The sequence below is a fragment of the Sinomicrobium sp. genome, from assembly GCA_029266035.1.
Lineage (GTDB): Bacteria > Bacteroidota > Bacteroidia > Flavobacteriales > Flavobacteriaceae > Sinomicrobium.
The window spans coordinates 160372-183165 of sequence record JAJUFH010000002.1 but is presented as its reverse complement, the minus strand read 5'-3'; the positions used below and the strand labels follow the sequence as shown (position 1 = coordinate 183165).

The following is a 22794-nucleotide window of genomic DNA, read 5'->3' as shown; positions in this document are numbered from 1 at the left end:
AAATGATATGAAAAAACGTTTTTTTAAAATTCTTGCCCGTATTAACAAGACAGTATTGCCCTCGTTTAGCAAGCAGCAGTTGGATATAGCCAAAGCTGCAAAGTGGCAGCTGGCCATTATAGGGTGGCGAGCTTATGTTACCAAGAATGCTCTGGATTGAGTACTGCATGTTTTTAGCACAACACCATTTCTTCATAGGGAAGTAAGGTGCGATATCCTTTGGATGCAAAATATTCGCTGGGGTTGTTCCTAGCTGTAACCAGTGCGAAATCTCCACCCCATGCACCGAGACTTTTAATCACTCCCGGATAATCGGGAAATAAGTTTTCTTTTATAGGGGGTATATCTATCAGCGATGAGATGATATTTTCGTGACGAGAGAGTAATTGCTCGAATTCTTGTAGATTACGACAGTGAGGTAGTTGTTGCGAAATCTTGGTAATGTCTTCTATAGCTTGTTTTTTAGAAAGCTTTTGCCTGTGGTAATGTGCAATACCTTCACGACTGTCCTGTTTTCGGTTTAAGTACACAAAATAGAGACAGGATTTAAAGTCAGGTGAAAACCGGAGGGCTTTTATTTCCGGTAGCGGAGATCTGCTGCGATACAAAATGGCAAAATCATTTCTAGCACAGGCTATGTCGTATCCACTGCCGGAAAAAGTGCGTTCTAAGAGTAAGTACGGGTTTATGTTGGCCCAGTCGGCAATAGTACTTACCAGAGTAGAAGACGATCCCAATCCCCAATCGCGTGGAAAGCCCAGTCTTGTAGTAACTTTATAGCCTTGTTCAGGATGGAGAAAGTCGGGATTAAGGCTTTGAGCTTCGCGAAGCAGTGATGCCAGCCGAATTGCGATAGGGTCTTCGGTTTTGGAGTAGCTTTCCGGATTGTTGAAATCTCTCAGATCGAAGTTGTGTGAAAACCAGGGGTTGCCGTTGTGGTCTTCACTTACCCATAAAAGTGTAGCGGTAGTTCCAGAGATCACCGTCATTTGTTGTCCGTATACCGTGGGCAGAGCGAGGCATTGTGCACCGTCCAATACTACGTATTCTCCCGTGAGTAATAATTTGCCGTTGCCGTAAAACTTTTTTGTGCTCATATTGCGCTAAGCCTTTTCCCTTAGTTGCTGAAAAGTTTCGATTACCGATCGGTGTGTTACGGTTTTGTCTTTAAAATATTCCACAAAATACGCTTTTTCCGCTTCGGTGGCTCGCAACTGGTTGAGAATGTTGAGCAGATGCATTTTCATATGTCCTTGTTGTATTCCGGTGGTAATCAACGATCTTATCGCAGCGAAGTTCTGCGCCAGTCCGGCCACGGCCGTAATCTGCATGAGCTCTTCGGCCGATGGATGTCCCAGCATTTCTAAAGACAACTTCACCAATGGATGCAGTTTGGTGAGTCCGCCTACCGTACCCAAGGCAAGTGGGATTTCTATCTCAAAATTAAATACACCTTCATTCACCCATGCTTTGGTAAGACTGGTGTATCTTCCGTCTTTAGCGGCATAGGCGTGAACTCCGGCTTCTACAGCTCTAAAATCGTTACCTGTTGCCAGTACCACAGCATCTATACCATTCATAATTCCTTTGTTGTGAGTAACGGCTCTATACGGTTCTATCCGAGCAATATCTGTGGCTCGGATAAATTTTTCCACAAATTCTTCTGCGGGCATTCCGTCTTCGTTTAGCTCTTCTACTGCACAGGAAACCGAAGCTTTTACTCGACAGTTGGGGACGTAGTTGGAGAGTATACTTATCACCACTCGAATGTTCTTTTCCGATTCTGTGAATGCCGGGTATTGTTGAGCGTAGCTTTCAAAGCTTGAAGCGCATTGCTCCAAGCAGGAGTTGATAAAATTGGCGCCCATGGCATCCAGAGTCTCAAAGGTACAGTGCAGTTGATAATATCCCGGGAGCTTATCGGTCATATCGCGGAGTTCTATACTACTTATCCCTCCGCCTCTTTTGGTCATATTAGCCGTAATTTCTTCTGTGTCTTTGTACAACTGTGGTTTGACAGACTCAAAATACGCAGCTAGTGTTTTAGGATCACCTTCGTATATAAAATGAACCTGACCTACCTTTTCTGTTCCCACTACAGAAGTGTGAAAACCACCTTTTCCCAACCAGAATTTAGCGGCCTTTCCTGCAGCAGCAACTACCGAACTCTCTTCTATGGCCATTGGAATAGTGTAAAGGCGATCGTTGATCAGAAAATTGGGAGCTATACCGAGAGGGAGATAGTAGTTGGTAATCGTATTTTCTATAAACTCGTCGTGTAGCTGCTGTAGCTTTTTGTCGTCGTTCCAATATTTGGTGAATAGCGCTATCGCCTTATCGGGTTCAGCAAAATACGTTTTTGCCAGCCAATCTATTTTCTGTTTTTTACTCAGTTTAGAGAATCCTTCTACGGCTCGTTTAGTCATAATACATTACACATTGCAGTCCGAATCCCCTTGAGGGCTTCCGGCAAAATAGGTCGTGAGCAAAGATACTAAAGAAATTCGGGTAAGAAAGGTGTCAATGTTGGTCACAAGGGGTGAAATGATCTGAAATATCACAGTTTAAATGAAAAAATTTATTTTTTTTGCTAAAAAAGCAGTATAATTGGCAGGCTTTTATCGATTGGCGATAGCACGGACTGATATAGCTGATCGCTGGAAGTTTTTACAAAACATAACTGATTTAATTTAAGGATGAAAAAGGCGTTTGTCACCTCTTTGTTATTTGTGTGCTTTGGTCTTTGCTACGGTACATCTGTCACTGTTAATTCGAGTGATTTAGGCAGTGAAGAAAAACAATTAAGCGATTCTTTGGGCGTTGTGAAATACAAAGATAGCTGGTATCAGGTGGGAGATACTATTTTCGGATATAAAAAGTATGTGTACTTGGTGGTAGGCGATGCAGACAGTCCGTTGTTTTTAGGAGCGCCTCACGACGGTGTAGCTGTAGGAAATCCACCTATACCCGAAACCGGAAAGACAGGGCGAGATATTGCCACACATCCACTTGTCAATGCTATTGCAACTCTCTTTGAAAAAGACACTGATAAAAAACCTTGGATTATAGTCAACACCATTCACCGCAAGCGCGTGGATCCCAATACCTACCCAAATAAGGTTGATGGCCGCTATACAGATGCCGATGCAAAGGCAACCTATATGAGCTATCACGAACTCTTGAGTTTAGGTCGTTCAGTGATGGCGGAAAGACAGAAAGGCGGAAAAGGTGCATTATTTTTAGATGTACACGGGCATGCTCACAAGTATAGCGATGGTCTCGAACAGGAGTATGAGTCGGTAGTAACGGGGAAAACGAAGCTGAGTCGGTTTATTTGTCAAACAGAAATAGGCTATGCTTTGCCTAATCACGCCTTGGAGCAACCGGATGCTTATCTCGACAAATTGGCCGATTCTTCCAGTATAGCATCTCTGGCAGACCGACATCCAGATGTACCTTTTTCTCAGCTCATAAGAGGACCGAAAAGTTTTGGAGGTCTTTTGGCAGCCGAAAATGTAACGGCAGTACCGAGTGTTGAAATCCCTATTTTAGATCGCAATAAACGACTTTTCGGCCTGTCTAAGGGCAAAGCGAAACGCAGACCTTATTTTAACGGGGGGTATGTGACTCGAAAATACGGAAATGCACGTATCGGATCGACAACGGGCTTTGACGATAATATCATCGCAATACAGATAGAAACACCAGGGATTAACGTTCGCAACAATGCTAATATTCGCTTGCGTTCTAGCCATCAGTTTAAACGTGCTATTATCGAGTATTTAAACAGCTGGATGGGATACGATTTCCCCAATAGTCGCTATCCGTACTGATTTATAGCTTCTGTAGGTGGTAAAAAAGCACGGTGTTTTGAGAGCCTAGCAAACCGTGTTTTGTAGGTAGGGATGTCTTTTTTGTAAAAAGGCAATCTGAAAAATTTTAATTTATGTCTATGAAAAAACATTTTTTCTTTTTTCTTTTATTGATGGGATTTACAGGAGTACTCAGTGCGCAAAAGCAGATCACACTTGAAGAAATATGGGGGGGAACTTTTAGTACCCGAGGTATGGATGTACTGCACTCTATGAAGAATGGAAAACAGTATTCCATTCTCAATTTTGACGAGGAGCAGCGTGTAGTATCGGTAGATAAATACGATTACAGTACTCTCAAAAAGGTGGAAACCATAGTGTCCACCCGCGAGCTCAAAGAGATTTCTTATTTTACTTCCTATACCTTTAGTCAAGACGAGAGCAAGCTGTTGTTGGCTACGGATATGGAATCGGTTTATCGCCGATCGAAACTCGGAATTTATTATGTTTATAACCTAGCGGATCGCAAAACAGTGAAGTTGTCCGATAACAAAGTGCAAGAGCCTACTTTTTCACCCGATGGTACAAAAGTGGCTTTTGTGTTTAATAACAATATCTATATTAAAGATCTGCAAACTGGAGAGACCATACAACTCACTACAGATGGCAAAAAGAATAGCATAATCAATGGGGTTACTGATTGGGTATATGAAGAAGAGTTTGCCTTTGTAAGGGCATTTGAGTGGAATGCCGACGGTACTCATTTGGCGTATATAAAGTTTGACGAAAGTGAGGTGCCCGAGTTTTCCATGGATATTTACGGAAAGGAACTCTACCCTTCACAGCAGCTGTTTAAATACCCTAAAGCGGGAGAGAAGAATGCAGAGGTTGAGCTTTATGTCTACGATATAAACAGTGGTTCTACCAAAAAAGTCGATCTGGGGGAGGCGTACTACATTCCCAGAATACAGTGGACTAGCGATGCCGATCTGCTGAGTGTGCAGGTGTTAAACAGGCATCAAAATACCTTAGACCTTGTGCTTTACAGCATCAGTGAAAATAAAACCAGAGTTGCCCTTCACGAAACCGATGAGGCCTATATCGATATTACCGACAATCTTACTTTTTTGAAAGACAACAGCTTTATCTGGACTAGCGAACAAGACGGTTACAATCATATCTACCACTATAATATCGACGGAAAACTGATCGGCCAACTCACCAAAGGTCCTTGGGAGGTAACCCAGTATTATGGATACGATCAGAAGCGCAAACGCATATTCTATCAATCAGTTGAAAACGGTTCTATAAATAGAGATGTATATTCGGTAAAACTCAATGGCAAGGGAAAACTGCGACTCTCTTCTCAAGAGGGAACTAACAGTGCGACCTTTAGTGCCGATTTTAGTTATTTTATCAATGCTCATTCCAGCATTAGTTCACCCCCTCGCTATACCCTTAACGACGCGACGAGTGGTAAGGTGCTGAGAGAGATTGTAAACAATGAGGAGCTGCTGAAGAAATTGGAGCCATATAAATTGCCGGTCAAAGAATTTTCTACCATACATGTGAATGGCAATGATTTGAATATGTGGATGATTAAGCCTACAGATTTTGATCCTAGTAAAAAATATCCTCTGTTCATGTTTCAGTACAGCGGTCCCGGTTCTCAGCAAGTGGCTAACACATGGGGAGTGTCTAACGATTACTGGTATCAAATGTTGGCTCAACAAGGGTATGTCGTCGCCTGTGTTGATGGTAGAGGAACCGGTTTTAAGGGAGCTAAATTCAAAAAGCAAACTTATCAGGAATTGGGGAAATACGAGGTAGAAGATCAGATTTCAGCCGCTAGAGAACTGGGAAAAAGAACTTATATCGATGCTGAGCGCATCGGCATTTGGGGATGGAGTTATGGAGGTTTTATGGCGTCTAATTGCATTCTCAAAGGCAATGACGTCTTTAAGATGGCTATAGCCGTAGCACCAGTAACCAATTGGAGGTTTTACGATACCATCTATACCGAGCGCTATATGAGAACTCCACAGGAAAACCCTTCCGGTTATGACGATAATTCACCGGTAAATCACGCCGATAAACTCAAAGGAGCCTACTTGTTGGTACACGGTACAGCAGACGATAACGTACACGTACAGAATACTATGAGGATGATTGAGGCTTTGGTTCAAGCCAATAAACAGTTTGACTGGGCTATTTACCCGGATAAAAATCACGGAATATACGGAGGAAATACCAGACTGCAATTGTACACCAAAATGACCAATTTTATCAAAGAGAATCTATAGCATATAAATATTATTACATGGCAACGACTAGTACAAGTAAACCAGCACACCAGAGGGAATTATTCGGACACCCGGCAGGATTGTATATACTGTTTTTTACCGAAATGTGGGAGCGCTTCAGCTATTATGGAATGCGTGGAATATTGGTGCTCTATATAGCAGCATCGGCCACGGCAGTAGACCCGGGTTTGGGATGGAGTAATAAGGATGCGATTTGGCTGTATGGATGGTATACTATGCTGGTGTATGTGGCCTCAATTCCCGGTGGATGGGTAGCCGATAAATTACTGGGGCAGAAGAAGACTGTAATGCTGGGCGGACTGTTGTTATGTGTCGGGCATGGGGTCTTGGCTGTTCCTCAAGGATGGGCCTTTTTTACCGGACTGATATTGATTATTCTAGGAGTAGGAGGACTAAAACCCAATATCTCAACTATGGTAGGGGGGCTGTATGGAGAAGGAGACATTCGCAGAGATAGCGGATTTACTATTTTTTATATTGGAATAAATATAGGGGCATTCCTCGCCAGTATCAGCGTTGGACTGGTAGCCTATTACTACGGCTGGCATTACGGTTTCGGATTGGCAGGAATAGGGATGTTGATTGGACAGGTGGTGTATATTTGGGGACAAAAATTCCTCAAGGGAGTAGGTGAATTTTCGGGAGGAACACAGGTTTCTGAAGAAGAAAGAGCTGCAGCAAAGAGGCCTCTTACCAAGATAGAAAAAGACAGGGTGGTTGTACTGCTTATTTCGTTCTTGGTTGTAGTGGTGTTCTGGGGTGCCTTTGAACAGGCAGGAGGACTCATGAACCTGTATACCGATGCAAAGGTCAATAGATATATCGGATTGAGTTGGCTGGAAGAAATTCCCGCTGCAGTATTTCAATCTCTCAACGCCGGATATATCATTATTTTCGGAACAGTAATAGGAGGTTTTTGGATTTGGTGGAAGAAAAAAGGGCGAGAGTCTTCATCGCTGTTCAAGATGGCTATAGGTACTATTATTATGGGACTGGGGTATGTTTTTATGATGTTTGCTTCAAATGAAGCCAGTGCCGAAACATTTGGTAAGGCCGCCATGATTTGGATTTTTATGGCTTACCTTTTCCATACCTTGGGAGAACTCTGCCTTTCGCCGGTAGCGCTTTCATTTATTACGAAACTCGCTCCTCTAAAATACGCTTCGATTATGATGGGAGTGTATTTTGCAGCTACCGGTTTCGGAAACAGACTGGCAGGAAAGATTGGAGAATCAGCGCAATTGGAACCCTATAAGGGCGAAGTGATGGCTAGTAAGGAACAGATTATACCTCTGCTCAGCAAAGACTCTATAGAGGTTAAAAAAGGAAAAAATAAGATAGAAACTATATACGACTATCCGATTAATCTCGACAAGAATTTCGATGTTAAAACCGAGGTATACCTCGAAGGCGAAAACGTAGTTTTTAAAGATTATGAAAGCGGGCAACAACTGAACGGAATGTTTAGTTTCCCCGAAGATAAACTGAAGGCTTCGCTTAAAGAACAGGGGGTGGGTGAAGCTAATCCGTATCACGCTATACTCACTTTTGAAAAGGATGGAGATGCTGCTAAGATTGTTGAAAATATGGGTGATGGAAAAAATTACGGACTCACCTTTGTACTCGAAGAAGAGCAGAGTGAACAGGAACACAGTACCTTTATGTGGCTCACAATATTTACAGTATCTTTCGGAATTTTGCTACTCCTCTTCCTTAAAAAACTCAAAAAACTTACCCATGGCGCAGAAGATGCGGAGGGGAAAGTGAAGTAGCTAACATCTTGACAAGAGTTAAGGTTGTACAATATAGGCTCCCTTTTCATAAGTGCTGTGAAAAGGGAGTTTCTTTTTGGTACAGGTCGACCTCCACAATGCTACTAGATATTGAGCGTTGTCGCCATCGGCGATAACCGCTTTTGGACGGTGGTAGAGCAATAGGCGTTCAAGATTGATTTTTGGCGATTGAGATAACAAAAGGTAATCGGCTTGCGGAATGGAGAGGTAAGCTTGGATGTCTGATTGATTGATATAAAGTACAGATTGATTTTTGAACGTATAGCTGCTCAGAAGCTTGCTGCTATCTATTTTGTGTATGCGCTCTTCCCGGATGAAGTCGCCAAGAACTTTTTTTAGAGGAAGGCTGTCTAAAGAACGGTATGCGATTACTGTAGCTCCCGATTGTCGCGTGATGAGTGTTTTTCGGTATTGGTGCCAGATAATGAATTCTTCTTTTTGGGGCGGATAGAGATAGTTGTGCGCTGTAAGTATTATCAATAGGGCAATTGAGCTTCCCAAGACTAGCAAAACACCTCTTGTTTTTCTGACCGAGAGAAGGAGTAAGGAGGCGATGACAAGATAAGAGACTGCCAATTGATTTCCGCTAAAGTAAATGTCTTTGAAAATAAAGTGATCCAGACGACCAGCAAATGAGATAAGCGCATTCATCGCAGAGACGAGAAAGCTGTATATATCGACAAATACCGAAGGCAACAAGCCCGTCGAAGCCAGAATGAGAACGGCAATTCCGGCAGACATGATTAGACCAGTGAGGGGAACGACTATCATATTGATTGGAAGAAATAGGACGGGAAACTGGTGGAAGTAATAGAGACTGAGCGGAAGTACTCCCAGCTGTGCCGTAAAAGATACTCCGGCCAGTTGCCATAAATAGCGAAGTACAGAATTTTTAGGATTCCACAAAGACATCAAGACAGGGTGGAAGTACACTATGGAAAACACGGCTGCATAGCTCATCTGAAATCCGATGTCGAATAGAAATCCCGGTTTTATGAGGAGTAGTGTAAACATAGAGGCAAACAGCGTATTCTTTACATCGGGCGTGCGTCGCAATTGCATAGAGAAGGCGAGAAAACTAAACATAGTGGTAGCTCTGACTACCGAGGGCGTGAGCCCTGCGATAATCGCAAAAAACCAAAGGATAGAAATTGTAATCGGAAATTTTAGGATGCGACTGTGGCGACTGTAGTTCAGAGGAAATAAAGCACTGTGCAACAGTAGCAGTAGTATTCCTACGTGAAGACCGGAAATAGAAAGTATATGTATAACTCCTGCAGCCGAGTAATCGTCGTATAGCGTGTTGGGGATATCTTGTCGCTCTCCTAATAAAAGTGCCTGGGTAAGGGCGAGTACATCGCCTTGTACTCCGTTTTCTCTCAGTAAGCTGATTGTGCTTTTTCGCAGTGTCCCGGCCGAGCTGTATAGGTTGTTCTCACTGCCGGGGAGAGGTCGTAATCCAGAGGAGTCGAGGTAGAGTTGATGATAGATGAGTCGTCGTTGTAAATAACTGCGGTAGTCAAATTGGTGTGGATTTCTGGGAGGATGTATACTGCGTATATTGCCCTTTACAGTGTAAGAACAGCCTGTAATTGCATTTACTAAAGTGTCTTGTAAACTGATGTGACATAAGATTGTTCCTTGGGTTGTTTTTCCATTTACCTCATCAACTCTAGCAGTATAACGCTGGTTGTGCAATGTGGGCTTCAGTCGGTTGATAAGGGTGATAGTCAGGGAGTCGTTGCCCTGTATAAAATGAGAGTAATGGTTTTGGGTGTACTGTGGTTTTTCTACATTCACTCTGTACAATCCAATACAGCAAAGAAGTACAAATGCCAGTACCGTAAATACCTGATTGTCGGTGCGTCCGGAAATGGGAACGGAGTAATGAGAAATTCCCAAGAGGAGCAGTAATACAAAAGCAATGTACAGCGCTATTCCGGGTGGGACAGCATAGTTAAAACCGATGACAATACCCGAGCAAAGCGGCAGCAATAGCCGAAAACTGTTGTAATTCCAAGGAAGCATGATTTAAATGTAATCAAAAACTTCCTTTTTTTAAATAAAAAGATTACAAAATTTTACGAGCCTCGGAGAATGCGTGATCCCAATACCCTTCTTTTAATGAGGATATCAATACCCCTCTCGATGTCGTAGCGTGTATAAAGCGTATGTCCTTGCCCTTGACGTCTACCACCAGACCGACGTGGTTAATACGATTCTTTCTCCCGGTTTTAAAAAAGAGCAGATCTCCTTTTTGCACTTCTTTGAGTTTTATTTTTTTTCCTTGAGTAGCCATGCGATAGGAAACGCGTTGCAGGGGGATATTGTGCTCCAGGAATGAGACGTATATCAATCCTGAACAATCCATTCCCCTTTTGGTTGTTCCTCCGTATTTGTATCGGGTGCCGATATAAGACAAAGCGGTTTCTATAATGGGATTTGCTGCGCTCTTCTCCGATTTTTTCGTTTTTTTATCGTCTTCTATGGGCCAGGCTTCTGTCGCTACAGGGCGTTTGGAAATATCGGTTCCTTCTACAGATACGGTTCTTGGCTGTTCCACTGTTTTTTTGCCCGATTTGCAGGCACACAAACAAATAAACAAGCCACATATGAGGAGATTTCTATTCATGGTTTTTACATCTCTTTACAATGAGCTCTGCCGTTTTTTTACTCGCTCCTTGTCCTCCGAGTTCTTTTTCGAGTTCGTGATAATCCAGGAAAATCTGCTCTCGCTTTTCAGAGGTTAGCAATTTTTCCAGTTCTGTTTTCAACCGTTTTCGGTTCAGGTCGCCCTGAATGAGTTCGGTAACCACTTCCTTGTCCATCACAAGATTTACCAACGATATATATTTTAAGGTGATGATTCGCCTTGCAATTTGATAGGAAATCCAGTTGCCTTTATAACACACGATTTCCGGAACTTTAAACAGGGCGGTTTCTAAGGTAGCTGTACCACTGGTAACCAGAGCAGCAGTTGCTACGCTCAGTAAGTGGTATGTTTTATTCTGGATGAGATTGATGTTGGAATCTTTGAGAAAGGGGGTGTAAAACTCCCTTTCCTGTCCTGGAGCTCCAGCAATGACAAACTGATAATTTGGGAAGTGATGGGGCATTTCGAGCATCACCGACAACATTTTTCGTATTTCCTGTTTTCGGCTGCCTGGCAAAAGGGCTATAATTGGCTTTTTGGGATCGAGCTGGTATTTTTTTCGGAATTCGAGTTCGTCTACTACCGGCAATTGCGCAATAGCGTCGATCAATGGGTGTCCCACAAAATCTACTGGATAGTGGTGTTTTTTTTCGTAAAAGTCCTTTTCAAATGGAAGGATAACATACATGTGGTCGATATCCCTTTTTATTGCCTTAATTCTGTTTTCTTTCCAGGCCCATAACTGAGGAGATATGTAGTAATGTGTGCGGAATCCCTGCTTTCGTGCCCATTTGGCGATACGCATATTAAAGCCAGGGTAGTCTATAAATACAATGACATCCGGGTTGTATTGCGCAATATCCTTTTTGCAGAAATTTATATTGCCTAAAATGGTACGGATATTCATCAACACCTCTGCAAACCCCATAAAAGCGAGATCTTTGTAGTGTTTTACCAGTGTACCGCCCACACTATTCATCAATTCGCCTCCCCAAAACCGAAAATCAGCATTTTTATCTGCCTCTTTTAGGGCTTTCATAAGGTTGGAAGCGTGTAGATCTCCTGAAGCTTCTCCGGCAATGATATAGTATTTCATCGATTCTTGGTTTTTAATTTGCTGCTAGCAGCCAATTTAGTCAGGTCGTAAACTAACCTCCTTCGAACAAGACCTATCAGAATATTTTATACAAAAGCGTGAGCAAAGCTGTGAGTATAGTGGCCAGTAATACTCCTCGAGCGCGGTAATCTCTTTTTAAGCGCAAAAAGCCAAAAAAAGCAATTAGATTGAGCAGTGCACCGAGGGCTAAGAGGCTGCCTAAATACCCTTCTGCAAATGCCGCATTAATCGTGTCTGTAATCCCCATTTCAGAAAACGTGGCTATGTACAGCAATGTTCCAGCTATATTGGCTATAATACCAATTGCAAACCCTATCGCAATCTCTTTTCTAATCATTCAGTTTCCAGGTGTTTAAGGTTTGTATAGCGTGATGAGCTGTGAGGTCGAACTGTACGGGGACTACCGAAATATAGCCGTTGGCCAAGGCCCATTCGTCAGTGTCTTCACCTTGATCGAGATTGACGAATTTTCCGGCCAACCAGTAATACTCCCGTCCTTGCGGATTGGTTCGCTTGTCAAATTCTTCTGCCCAACGGGCGTTGGCCTGACGGCACACCCTGATGCCTTTTAGCTTTTCTTTGCTGAGTTTTGGAAAATTTACATTCAAGACAACTCCTTTTGGTATACCGTTTTGGAGGGCGTTTAGCGTGATGGTACGCACATATTCTTTGACAGCGCTAAAATCGGCGTCCCACGAGAAATCGCAAAGTGAAAAACCAATGGCGGGGATTCCTTCCAGACCGGCTTCTACTGCAGCACTCATAGTGCCGGAATAAATGACGTTTACCGAAGAATTTGATCCGTGGTTTATACCGCTTACACAAATATCAGGACGTTGTTTCATCAGTTCGTTTACAGCTAGTTTTACACAGTCGGCCGGAGTGCCCGAACAACTGTATTCTTCGGAAACCTCATCGTCTATGTTTATTTTATTGCAGAAGAGAGTAGCGTCGATGGTTACAGCATGACCCTTGCCCGATTGAGGGCTGTCTGGAGCCACGACTACCACATCGCCTATTTCTTTCATCACTTCGATTAATGCTCTTATGCCTGGGGCTGCAATTCCGTCGTCGTTGGTAACTAATATTAAAGGCTTTTTCTTCATCTGTGTACAATATACTTAAATTGGTATGCTAAAATAATCAATTATCGGCAGCTGCGTGCAAAACTTGCCTATTGCTTAAAAGCGGTCACAATTCCGGTCGTTTTTAAAATACCAGATGTGTAAGCGTTTAACAAAAAATTAGTATCATTGTATAGTGCTGGCATAGTTTTTTCAGTAATTTAGGGGTTTAAAATCGAAGGCAATTACAACAATGTATAAGGCCTGTCGTTTTGATATTAAGATAGAAAAACAAGCAAAGAATGAGAAGGCTCTCTTGTTGTAGAGAGACGACAATGTGTAAAAAAGGAACAGATGAAAAGAAATTTTGTGTATATACTGGCCGCACTGTTGATCTCGGCGGCATCGTGTAGTTTTACCAATAAAACATTTGACAATCCGGATAAAGACCGATTGTTGATAGAGTTACTTTCACATATAATACAAAAGTGGCACTTTAGTCCATCGGCGATAAATGACGATTTTTCTGAAGAGGTATTCGATGGCTATATCGGACTGCTGGATCCTTCCAAACGTTATTTTCTCCAGTCGGATATAGATGAGTTTTCGGAGTACAAAAAGAAGATAGATGACCAGATTAAAAATGCAGACATTAGCTTTTTCGACTTGGTTCACAATCGTTTTATGCAACGTTTGGTTGAAGGGGAAGAGATCTACAAAGGAATCTTAGACAAGCCTTTTGATTTTACCAAAGACGAGGAAATCAATATGGATTACGACAAGCTCTCATTCCCTAAGTCTGAGGAAGAACGCTTGGAACGATGGAGAAAATACCTCAAGTTCGCTACTTTAGGAGGGTATGCAAGCCGGATGGAAGACGAAAAGGACAAGAAGGAAAAAGATGCATCTTATGTCGTTAAATCGGAAAAAGATATCGAAAAGGAGGCGAGAGAATCTACCTTGAAAACACAAGGGGAGTACTTCGATATAATAGACGACTTGGAGCGAAGAGACTGGTTTGTGATGTATCTCAACGCTATCGTCACAGAATTTGATCCTCATACTTTTTATTTTGCCCCCGACGATAAAGATCGCTTCGACGCCAGTATTTCTGGTAAGTTTGAAGGCATAGGTGCCCGCTTACAACGCAAAAATGACCGGATAAAGATTGTGGAAATTATTTCGGGTGGCCCCGCTTGGAGAGGTAATGAATTGGAAGTAGGCGATGAGATTGTAAGAGTAGCCCAAGCTGAGGAAGAGGCGGTAGATATAATAGGGATGAGACTGGACGATGCTGTTAAACTTATCAAGGGACCTAAGGGCTCGGAAGTGAGACTGACTGTGAAAAAAGTAGACGGGACTACTGAAGTCATATCCATTATAAGAGATGTGGTAGAATTGGAAGAGTCTTATGCCAAGACTTCACTGGTGAAAAAAGACGGGAAAACATACGGAATTATCAATCTTCCCAAATTTTATATCGATTTTGAAGATTACAACAACCGCAATGCCGCTTCTGATGTAGAGAAGGAGATAGAACGACTCAAAAAAGAGGGAATGGAAGGCCTGGTACTCGACCTTAGAGACAATGGAGGTGGCTCACTGAAAACCGTTGTAGATATGGCCGGATTTTTTATTAAAGACGGACCTATTGTACAGGTAAAGTCTTCCGGGCAACAGCGAGAAGTACTTTCAGATACCGATAGCAGGGTACAATGGGATGGTCCTTTGGTTGTTTTGGTCAACGAACTTTCGGCTTCTGCTTCTGAAATACTCGCAGCTGCTATGCAGGATTATAAGAGAGCTGTGATTGTTGGAAGTAAGCAAACTTATGGAAAGGGTACAGTACAAAACGTAGTAAACCTAAACCAGTTCCTCGGGAATAAAAACGATTATGGCGATATAGGTGCCCTTAAACTTACCACTCAGAAATTTTATAGAATTAACGGAGGCTCGACTCAACTCGAAGGAGTGAAGAGCGATATTGTAATACCAGATCGTTACAGCTATATAGATATCGGAGAGAAAGACCAGATCAATCCACTCCCTTGGGACAAAATAGCCGAGGCAAATTACCGCCCTTTGGACGACTATGTGAATTACGATTACGCCATCTCCAAAAGCAAGGAACGAATGGCTAAAAGTAAACATATTAGCCTTCTTGAAGAAAATGCGAAGTGGATAAAAGAAAAGCAGGAGGAAAACAAGTTTTCATTGAACTATGAAGTGTATAACAGGAATGTAGAGAAGGATATGGAAATCGCTAAGAAATTTGATGAACTGTCGGAGTACAAAACCAATCTGACCTTTGAGTCGCTTCCTTATGAGGATGCTTTAATCGCCAAGGATACCGTATTGAAAGAAAGACGAGAGCGATGGCATAAAAACCTGGCTAAAGATCTCTATGTAGAGGAAGCACTCAATGTGTTGTCGGACCTGAGCAGCACAACCGGAAAGCGGTTGGTACAGATACGGAAATAGATGACATGGCCTGTTCTGCCTAGAGCACTATTATAAGAAGCTTACCATTTTGATTATTAGCGAAAGGATTCGAGCTATACAGATATCGCGTTCGTCTCATATCTCTTTCAAATCTTCCCACTCGTTAATTTGATTGGCGTCGAGTTTTATAAAGACAAACAAGAGCAAGGTAAAGGCCCATAACCCGGATCCTCCGTAGCTGAAAAAGGGTAGAGGGATTCCTACAGTTGGCAGTAATCCGATAACCATACCTATATTAATGGTGAAGTGTGAAAACAGTATGGCGGCTACTCCGTAACCGTATATACGGCTGAATTTGGATTTCTGGCGCTCTGCTAGGAATAATATGCGCAGCAGTAGAAAGCAAAACAGTAATATCACCACTGTGCTTCCTACAAAGCCCCATTCTTCACCCACGGTACTGAAGATGTAGTCGGTGTGTTGTTCGGGTACAAAACCACCTTTTGTGCGTGTACCTTCGAGGAAGCCCTTGCCGTAAAATCCACCCGAAGAAATAGCGGATTCCGACTGATAGGTGTTATATCCTATAGATCTGCGTATTTCCCTGAGTTTTTCAGGATCGTGCTCCAACTGAAGCCATAGGTTGATACGGTCGCGGTGGTGCTGCTTGAAGATGTGGTCGAAAGTGAAACGAACACTCGAGGTTACGAGTATTGTAATGATCATCAGGGTGAGAAAGGGAAGTACGGAAACCATTTTTTTCTTTCTCTTCCGCCATAAATAATACAGGCACAGAAGTACAAATACTGTGATGCATACTCCTATAGCTCCAAATATCAGGGTGGTGATAAATAGGGTGAGTATTCCCAAGCCGCAAAGCAGGTATTCCGAAGGTAGACCTTCGCGATACAATACCAAGAAGAAAGAGGTGAAAACCATAGCACTTCCCGGGTCGGGTTGCAGTAGGATGAATACAATAGGAGTGCCGATAATAAGAAAGGCTTTCAGTTGGTCCCTGAAATATTTGACATTGATCTGTGAGTCGCTGAGGTAGCCTGCTAATGCGAGTGCCGTGGCCGTTTTGGCAAACTCTGCAGGCTGTATACTCATAAAGCCGAAATTGTACCAAGCTGTTTGTCCCGCAATGTTCTTTCCAAAAATAAATACCCCGGCGAGAGAAGCTAAGGAGATAAAATAAATGATGCCCGAAAACCGCTGGTAAAACTTGGCGTCTATGGCTAGAATGAGTGCAATGAAAATAGTGCTCAACCCGATAAAAGTAAGTTGTTTTCCGTAATACTGTGAAAAATCAAATACAGAAGCGCCTGCCCTTTCGGTAATGCTGCTGGAGTAGATGTTGACCCATCCGGCAAAGACGAGGAGTGCATATAACAGCACAGTAAGCCAGTCTATATTTTTGATCACCGAATTATTCATTGATAGCAAAGGATTTTCCACTCAGGGGTTTTGCGTATTCATTTTCTAGGCTAGACTCTAACATGCGTTTTTCCAGATCTTTTCGTGTCACTTCGCCTTTGAGATATTTTTCGATCATAATGGAAGCGATGGGGCCGGCATATCTGGAACCCCAATAACCGTTTTCTACGAAAACCGCAATGGCTATTTTAGGATCTTCTACGGGAGCAAAGGCCACAAAAATAGAGTGGTCGGTAAGCTGAGCTCGCTTTCCATCAATACGTACAAAGTTTTCGGCAGTTCCTGTCTTTCCCGCGATGTTCACATCCGGAATTTGAAACCATCTCCCCGTTCCGGAGGTGTATACTTGAGCCATTCCGTCTATCACCGGTTTAAAATTTTCCGAATCTATAGTAGTGTTTTTCCTCGTGGTAAATTTGGGATTCTCAATAGGCTTGTTCTCTACACTTTTAAGTATGTGAGGGGTGTAATAATAGCCTCTATTGGCTATTGCGGCGGTGATATTAGCCAGTTGTATAGGGGTGGTGAGTATCTCTCCCTGTCCTATGGCATTCGACACATTGGTAGTAGAATACCAACGGCCTTTGCCGTACATTTGATTATATCGTTCTTTATCCGGTATCCTTCCCGCTTTTCCTATGGGAAGATCGTAGCCGAGATAGTCGCCCAATCCGAAACTTCGCATATGTTTTTCCCAAGCATCCATACCTTCTGCAGAGGTTGGGTATTTATCGATAATACGCCGGTATATATTGGCAAAATAACCATTGCAAGACAGGGCAACTCCCGTTTTTAGATCCCGCGATCCACCGCCGCAGTGACAACCCATAAGTCTTCTTCCATTGTAGTAATACCCGTTTTGGCACATAATTCGGGTATGTGGAGTTACAACATCTTCTTGTAGTGCGACGAGGGCATTGAGCGCTTTAAAGGGAGAGCCCGGAGGATACATTGCCAGGAGACTTCTGTCGTATAAAGGTTTGGCGATAGAGTCGTAGTAAAGCTTTGTGTAATTTTTGGAGCGTTCTCTACCTACCAATAGAGCTGGATCGTAATAAGGGGCGGTGACCAAGGCGAGTATCTCTCCTGTCTTGGGATCCAGTGCTACAATGCCTCCGCGTTTGTGAACCATAAGCTCTTCTCCGTACGCCTGAAGGTCGATGTCTATAGTGAGTGCAATATCCTTTCCTTGTACGGGGAGAGTATCGTATAAACCGTCTTTGTAGGGGCCTATTTCGCGATTAAAGCGGTCCTTCTGGATAAATTTAACCCCTTTCTTGCCTTTTAAGGTATCTTCGTAGTACTCTTCTACTCCCTGCTTTCCTATCAGTTCGCCCGACATATACTCGGGATTGTGCCTCAAATCGTATTCACTTACTTCTCTGATATAACCAAAAATATTGGCAGCATGACTAGTTTGATAATGTCTAAGGGAACGCTTTTGTATATAGAAGCCTTCGTACTTTCGCATTTTTTCCTGTAAGGCCGCGTATTCTGTCTTGGTGAGTTGAGGTAGAAATACTGAGGGTAAACGCGGAGAATAGGTATAGGCTTTCTGATATTTTTTGACAAAATCGTCTTTGCTGATATCCAGCATAGAGCAGAATTCTACGGTGTCGAGAGGCTTTACCTCTCGAGGAATTATCATAACGTCGTAGGAGGGCTGATTGGCCACCAGTAGTTTGCCGTTGCGATCGTAGATATACCCGCGTTCAGGGTAGTCGTAAACCTGCTTTATGGCTGTGTCGTTTAACGGACTGTCTCTGTTTCCCGAAATGAGTTGGAGATAGGCAAGCCTACCCGTATAAATCAGGGCCACTAGAATGATAATGGATGCCAGTAACAGTTTTCTCATTGGTTTTTAACACTAAATAACGGAATTAACAGTAGGCATAAAAGGAGGGTAAACACTCCCGATAACAATGTCTTTTCCAAAATGAGCAACAGATGTGTAAAGCTAAAAATCTCCAGTGAAAAAAGAATGAGATGATGTGTTAAAACTACAATGCCTATATATACAGCTCTTTGTCCGAGATCGGTATTTCTTATTTTTAAGGTTTGGTATTCGTAGGCGCTTCCAAAAGAAAACCGCAGTACTACGGGTCGTATATAGGCTATACAGAGCGAAGCTGCAGCGTGAATACCACCGCTATCACTGAAGATGTCGACGCTCAAACCTATCAAAAATGAAAGTAGAAGAAAGACTGCGCGGTTTTCGTCTTTTAAAGGATATAGCAAAATAAAGAGTATGTAGATATACGGACTGATGAATCCCAAAAACGAAATGTGATTGCAAATGAGAACCTGTACTAAAACAAGTACAATAAATCTAATGCTATTTGAGAAAACACTATTGTTCATTGACCGATTGTTCCAGTTCGAGAATTTCTTCCTTATTTGTATTTTCTATGACGTATACGTGTCCGAGATTTGTCATATCGTTAAACATCGCCACGTTTATAATATAATAATTTTCGGAGATATCGAGGTGATAACTCTCGATTACCCCTATGGGAACCCCTTTTGGGAATATGGTCGACATGCCTCCGGTAACTACAGTATCCCCTTCCTTTACCGGTGCAATGCGGGATATATCTACTAATTGCAATCTCTTTTCCGATTGCCCATCCCATTGCAGTGTTCCGAAGTGATTGGTGCTTTTTAGCTGAGCATTGATACGAGTCAATGTGTTTAGTACCGATTGTACGGTGGCGTAATGAGCTGAAGTGTTGTCTATAATCCCCACTATACCATTTGAGGTTATGACCCCCATATCCTGAGTAATTCCATCCTGTTCTCCTCGGTCTATGGTAATGTAGTTTTTTGGTGACTTATAACTGTTCTTAATTACAGAGGCCGTTCTCACCACATATTCCGAATTGCCCTGTAACAAAAGGGAATCGGGAGGGATGGTGTCTGACTGAGATGTTTGATTGCTAAAGAGTAAGGTGCGCAGCTTTCTGTTTTCTTCCAGTAGTTGAATGTTGTACGTCTTCAATCCGAAATAATCTGAAACACTGCTCGCAGCCTTATAAATTCCTCCGCTTACCCAGTTTGCCGAATTTATAAACTTGCTAGAGTGATAATTGTGCGATTGAATAGTTAACACGAGGGAAAATGACAGCAAAACAAAAAAAAGAAAGAAAAATCTGTTCTTTAGAAAAAAATTGATGATATTTTGCATGGCATCTTACCTTACCTATCTTACCAGTATACTTTTAAATCTTGAAATGTTTTTCAGGGCAATTCCGGTTCCTCTTACTACTGCTCTAAGCGGATCTTCAGCTATGTACACGGGCAGGTCGGTTTTTTGAGATAACCTTTTGTCAAGCCCTCTTAGCATAGAGCCTCCACCGGCGAGATAAATCCCGGTATTGTATATATCGGCTGCGAGTTCGGGAGGGGTTTGTGACAGGGTTTCCATCACAGCATCCTCTATTCGAAGAATGGATTTGTCGAGCGCTTTGGCAATTTCTCGATACGATACATGTACCTGCTTGGGCTTTCCTGTGAGGAGATCCCGTCCTTGAACGCTCATTTCTTCAGGTGGTGTTTCTAGATCCTCGGTAGCTGATCCGATCTGTATCTTGATATTTTCGGCAGTAGATTCCCCCACATACAGGTTGTGTTGGGTGCGCATATAGTATACGATGTCGTTGGTGAATACATCCCCCGCGATTTTTACCGATTTGTCACATACAATTCCACCCAATGCGATAACGGCTATTTCTGTAGTACCACCTCCAATGTCTACAATCATATTCCCTTTGGGTTCCATGATGTCTATCCCGATTCCTATGGCTGCGGCCATAGGCTCATGGATAAGATATACTTCCTTGCCGTTTACTCTTTCAGCCGATTCTTTTACCGCCCTCATTTCCACCTCGGTTATTCCCGAAGGGATGCAGATCACCATACGGAGTCCGGGCTGAAACAGTTTTCGCTTTAATGCCGGGATATTTTTGATAAACATGTTTATCATTTTCTCTGAGGCGTCAAAGTCGGCGATAACCCCGTCTTTCAAAGGGCGTATGGTCTTAATATTTTCATGGGTTTTTCCCTGCATCAGGTTGGCTTGCTGTCCTACGGCTATAATCTTTCCGGAAATGCGATCCCGGGCCACTATGGAAGGGCTGTCTACAACAACTTTGTCGTTGTGGATGATTAGCGTATTGGCCGTGCCGAGGTCCATCGCAATTTCCTCTGTTAAAAAGTCAAAAAATCCCATGTATGCGTAAAATTATTCAGTTTGTTCGTTTGTCTAAAGTATATCCTTCCGACTTTACCCCAAATGTAACAATACTTTACTGTATTTTATATGCTGTAATTCAATAAAATATGCCTTTTGAACCATTTTTGCCCGGAGGTTCTCCGGGCAATATCAAGGTTTATAACGAAAAACAGGTGTAATTAGTGTTTAAAATGCCGAGTTCCTGTAAAAACCATGGCCATATTGTGCTCGTTACAATAATCTATACTCAGTTGGTCTTTTATAGAACCTCCGGGTTGAATTACCGATCTTATCCCTGCCTTGTCTGCGATTTCCACACAGTCGGGGAAGGGGAAAAAAGCGTCGCTGGCCATAACCGCTCCTTCGAGTTCGAAATTGAAAGAACGCGCTTTCTCAATGGCCTGTCTCAGGGCGTCTACCCGACTGGTCTGTCCTGTACCACTGGCGCAGAGCTGAAGACCCTTTGCCAGAACTATGGTATTCGACTTGGTGTGTTTGCATATTTTTGAAGCAAAGAGCAAATCTTTTAACTCCTCACCCGAAGGTTTATTGTCGGTGCGATAGCTTATATCTTCTGCCGTGTCGGTCTTTTCGTTTTTTTCTTGAACGAGGAACCCGTTCAGGCAAGTTCTGACTTGGGTTTTGGGAAGGTTTACCTCCTTTTGTTCCAATAAGATACGATTTTTTTTCTGCCTCAGTATTTCCAGAGCTTCTTCGGAGTAGGCGGGGGCGATTACCACCTCACAGAAGAGAGAATTTATTTCTTCGGCCGTATCTTTGTCTATAGCTCTGTTGGCGATGAGTATACCTCCAAAAGCCGATACGGGATCTCCGGCTAACGCATCTTTATAGGCTTGGACGAGTGTGGGGCGAGTTGCTACTCCACAGGCGTTGTTGTGTTTTAGAATGGCAAAAGTGGGGTCGTCGTTTTTAAATTCTCCCATCAGATTTACCGCGGCATCTACATCCAATAGATTGTTGTAAGACAATTCCTTACCGTGAAGTTTGTTGAACATGCCTTCGAGATCTCCATAAAAGTATCCTTTCTGATGAGGGTTTTCTCCGTATCGGAGTTCTTGTCCTCGGGTTTCGCTTACCTTGAAAGCCGTTTCTTCTTCGTTAAAATAGTTGAAGATAGCGGTGTCGTAATGAGAAGATACGTTAAAGGCCTTGGCCGCAAATCGCTTGCGATCTTCAAGGGTAATGCTTCCGTCTTGGGCTGTAATGAGCTGCAGGAACTCGTCGTAGTCTTCTACAGAGGATACGCAGAGTACATCTTTGAAATTTTTTGCTGCTGCCCTGATCAGAGAAATGCCTCCTATGTCTATTTTTTCTACGATATCTTGTTCTGAGGCACCACTGGCTACGGTTTTTTCAAAGGGATAGAGGTCTACGATAACAATGTCAATCTGTGGGATTTCGTAAGCTTCGAGTTCGCTTTGATCTCCTTGGTGTTCCCTGCGGTTTAGGATACCTCCAAATACTTTTGGGTGCAAGGTTTTTACTCTCCCTCCGAGTATAGACGGATATCCGGTTACTTCTTCTACAGGAATGACGTCTATACCCAAATCGCGGATGAATTTTTCAGTTCCTCCGGTAGAGTACAGAGTTACCCCGAGATTACTCAGTTGTCGAATAATAGGCTCCAGCCCTTCTTTGCTGAAAACAGAAATTAAAGCAGACGTAGCTTTTTTAGTGGTACTCATATTTATAGTGTTGTTAACGCTTTATGAAAACAGTAAATCCGAATGTTTGAGATTTTACAATACCTGTACTACCCTTACTCATTCAGGTAGGAGAGTGTAAAATCCCATAAATTTGGCATATCGCCAAGTTTTAAATACAACGGGCTTATTTTGATTGCAAAAGTAGTTGTTTTGTAGCAATCATTTGATCGTCACAGGGAAAAATGTTGAAAAAG

18 protein-coding genes are annotated in these 22794 nt (G+C 42.7%); 5 read left to right on the top strand and 13 right to left on the bottom strand.

Features of this window, described 5'->3' with window-relative positions; translation table 11 throughout:
* Positions 1-7: 7 nt before the first annotated feature.
* Positions 8-160, top strand: coding sequence for an SsrA-binding protein (locus ACYZZR_RS02660; RefSeq protein WP_461532443.1), 153 nt, complete (start codon positions 8-10; stop codon positions 158-160).
* A 13-nt stretch (positions 161-173) separates the two neighbouring features.
* Here the strand turns inward: ACYZZR_RS02660 and ACYZZR_RS02655 are convergent, their stop codons facing one another.
* On the bottom strand, positions 174-1097 hold the full coding sequence (locus ACYZZR_RS02655; protein ID WP_461532442.1) for a GYDIA family GHMP kinase: 924 nt from the start codon (positions 1095-1097) through the stop codon (positions 174-176).
* A gap of 6 nt (positions 1098-1103) precedes the next feature.
* Positions 1104-2426: a hydroxymethylglutaryl-CoA reductase, degradative gene (locus ACYZZR_RS02650; protein ID WP_461532441.1), complete on the bottom strand. Its 1323-nt coding sequence runs from the start codon at positions 2424-2426 to the stop codon at positions 1104-1106.
* Between the two features lie 270 nt (positions 2427-2696).
* On the opposite strand from ACYZZR_RS02650, the gene ACYZZR_RS02645 reads away from it, so the two are divergent.
* The 3 genes from ACYZZR_RS02645 (at position 2697) to ACYZZR_RS02635 (ending at position 7908) form a co-directional block, all read left to right on the top strand.
* On the top strand, positions 2697-3833 hold the full coding sequence (locus tag ACYZZR_RS02645) for a hypothetical protein (RefSeq protein WP_461532440.1): 1137 nt from the start codon (positions 2697-2699) through the stop codon (positions 3831-3833).
* A 119-nt stretch (positions 3834-3952) separates the two neighbouring features.
* Positions 3953-6115: a S9 family peptidase gene (locus ACYZZR_RS02640; protein WP_461532439.1), complete on the top strand. Its 2163-nt coding sequence runs from the start codon at positions 3953-3955 to the stop codon at positions 6113-6115.
* 17 nt (positions 6116-6132) lie between these two features.
* On the top strand, positions 6133-7908 hold the full coding sequence (locus tag ACYZZR_RS02635; RefSeq protein ID WP_461532438.1) for a peptide MFS transporter: 1776 nt from the start codon (positions 6133-6135) through the stop codon (positions 7906-7908).
* Between the two features lie 18 nt (positions 7909-7926).
* Here ACYZZR_RS02635 and ACYZZR_RS02630 read toward each other — a convergent pair whose 3' ends face one another.
* From ACYZZR_RS02630 to surE, 5 genes are all read right to left on the bottom strand, one after another.
* Positions 7927-9957, bottom strand: coding sequence for a ComEC/Rec2 family competence protein (locus ACYZZR_RS02630; RefSeq protein ID WP_461532437.1), 2031 nt, complete (start codon positions 9955-9957; stop codon positions 7927-7929).
* 43 nt (positions 9958-10000) lie between these two features.
* Positions 10001-10492, bottom strand: a complete 492-nt coding sequence (locus ACYZZR_RS02625; RefSeq protein ID WP_461532436.1) for a C40 family peptidase — start codon at positions 10490-10492, stop codon at positions 10001-10003.
* A 61-nt stretch (positions 10493-10553) separates the two neighbouring features.
* Positions 10554-11678, bottom strand: a complete 1125-nt coding sequence (lpxB, locus tag ACYZZR_RS02620; RefSeq protein WP_461532435.1) for a lipid-A-disaccharide synthase — start codon at positions 11676-11678, stop codon at positions 10554-10556.
* A gap of 76 nt (positions 11679-11754) precedes the next feature.
* Positions 11755-12036 carry a hypothetical protein gene (locus tag ACYZZR_RS02615; protein ID WP_461532434.1) on the bottom strand — a complete coding sequence of 94 codons (282 nt, stop codon included), beginning with the start codon at positions 12034-12036 and terminating at the stop codon, positions 11755-11757.
* On the bottom strand, positions 12029-12805 hold the full coding sequence (gene surE / locus ACYZZR_RS02610; RefSeq protein WP_461532433.1) for a 5'/3'-nucleotidase SurE: 777 nt from the start codon (positions 12803-12805) through the stop codon (positions 12029-12031). Before surE ends, ACYZZR_RS02615 begins: the two co-directional genes overlap by 8 nt.
* Positions 12806-13117: 312 nt before the next feature.
* Between surE and ACYZZR_RS02605 the strand changes: the two genes are divergently transcribed.
* The gene (locus tag ACYZZR_RS02605; RefSeq protein ID WP_461532432.1) at positions 13118-15244 is read left to right on the top strand and encodes a carboxy terminal-processing peptidase; all 2127 of its coding nucleotides are present in this window, start codon (positions 13118-13120) and stop codon (positions 15242-15244) included.
* 96 nt (positions 15245-15340) lie between these two features.
* Here ACYZZR_RS02605 and rodA read toward each other — a convergent pair whose 3' ends face one another.
* The 6 genes from rodA to purH all read right to left on the bottom strand — a co-directional run bounded on the left by rodA (position 15341) and on the right by purH (position 22579).
* Positions 15341-16642, bottom strand: coding sequence for a rod shape-determining protein RodA (rodA, locus tag ACYZZR_RS02600; RefSeq protein WP_461532431.1), 1302 nt, complete (start codon positions 16640-16642; stop codon positions 15341-15343).
* Positions 16635-18497 (bottom strand): penicillin-binding protein 2, encoded by a 1863-nt coding sequence (gene mrdA / locus ACYZZR_RS02595; protein WP_461532430.1) that lies wholly within the window; start codon positions 18495-18497, stop codon positions 16635-16637. Before mrdA ends, rodA begins: the two co-directional genes overlap by 8 nt.
* Complete coding sequence (locus tag ACYZZR_RS02590; protein ID WP_461532429.1) at positions 18494-18919, bottom strand: rod shape-determining protein MreD; 426 nt, start codon at positions 18917-18919, stop codon at positions 18494-18496. The genes mrdA and ACYZZR_RS02590 overlap by 4 nt, the downstream gene beginning before the upstream one ends.
* A gap of 73 nt (positions 18920-18992) precedes the next feature.
* Positions 18993-19826, bottom strand: a complete 834-nt coding sequence (mreC, locus tag ACYZZR_RS02585) for a rod shape-determining protein MreC (protein ID WP_461532428.1) — start codon at positions 19824-19826, stop codon at positions 18993-18995.
* Positions 19827-19841: 15 nt separating this feature from the next.
* Positions 19842-20870, bottom strand: coding sequence for a rod shape-determining protein (locus ACYZZR_RS02580; protein WP_461532427.1), 1029 nt, complete (start codon positions 20868-20870; stop codon positions 19842-19844).
* A 182-nt stretch (positions 20871-21052) separates the two neighbouring features.
* Entirely contained in the window at positions 21053-22579 is a 1527-nt protein-coding gene (purH, locus tag ACYZZR_RS02575; RefSeq protein ID WP_461532426.1) for a bifunctional phosphoribosylaminoimidazolecarboxamide formyltransferase/IMP cyclohydrolase, read from the bottom strand.
* Between the last annotated feature and the right edge of the window lie 215 nt (positions 22580-22794).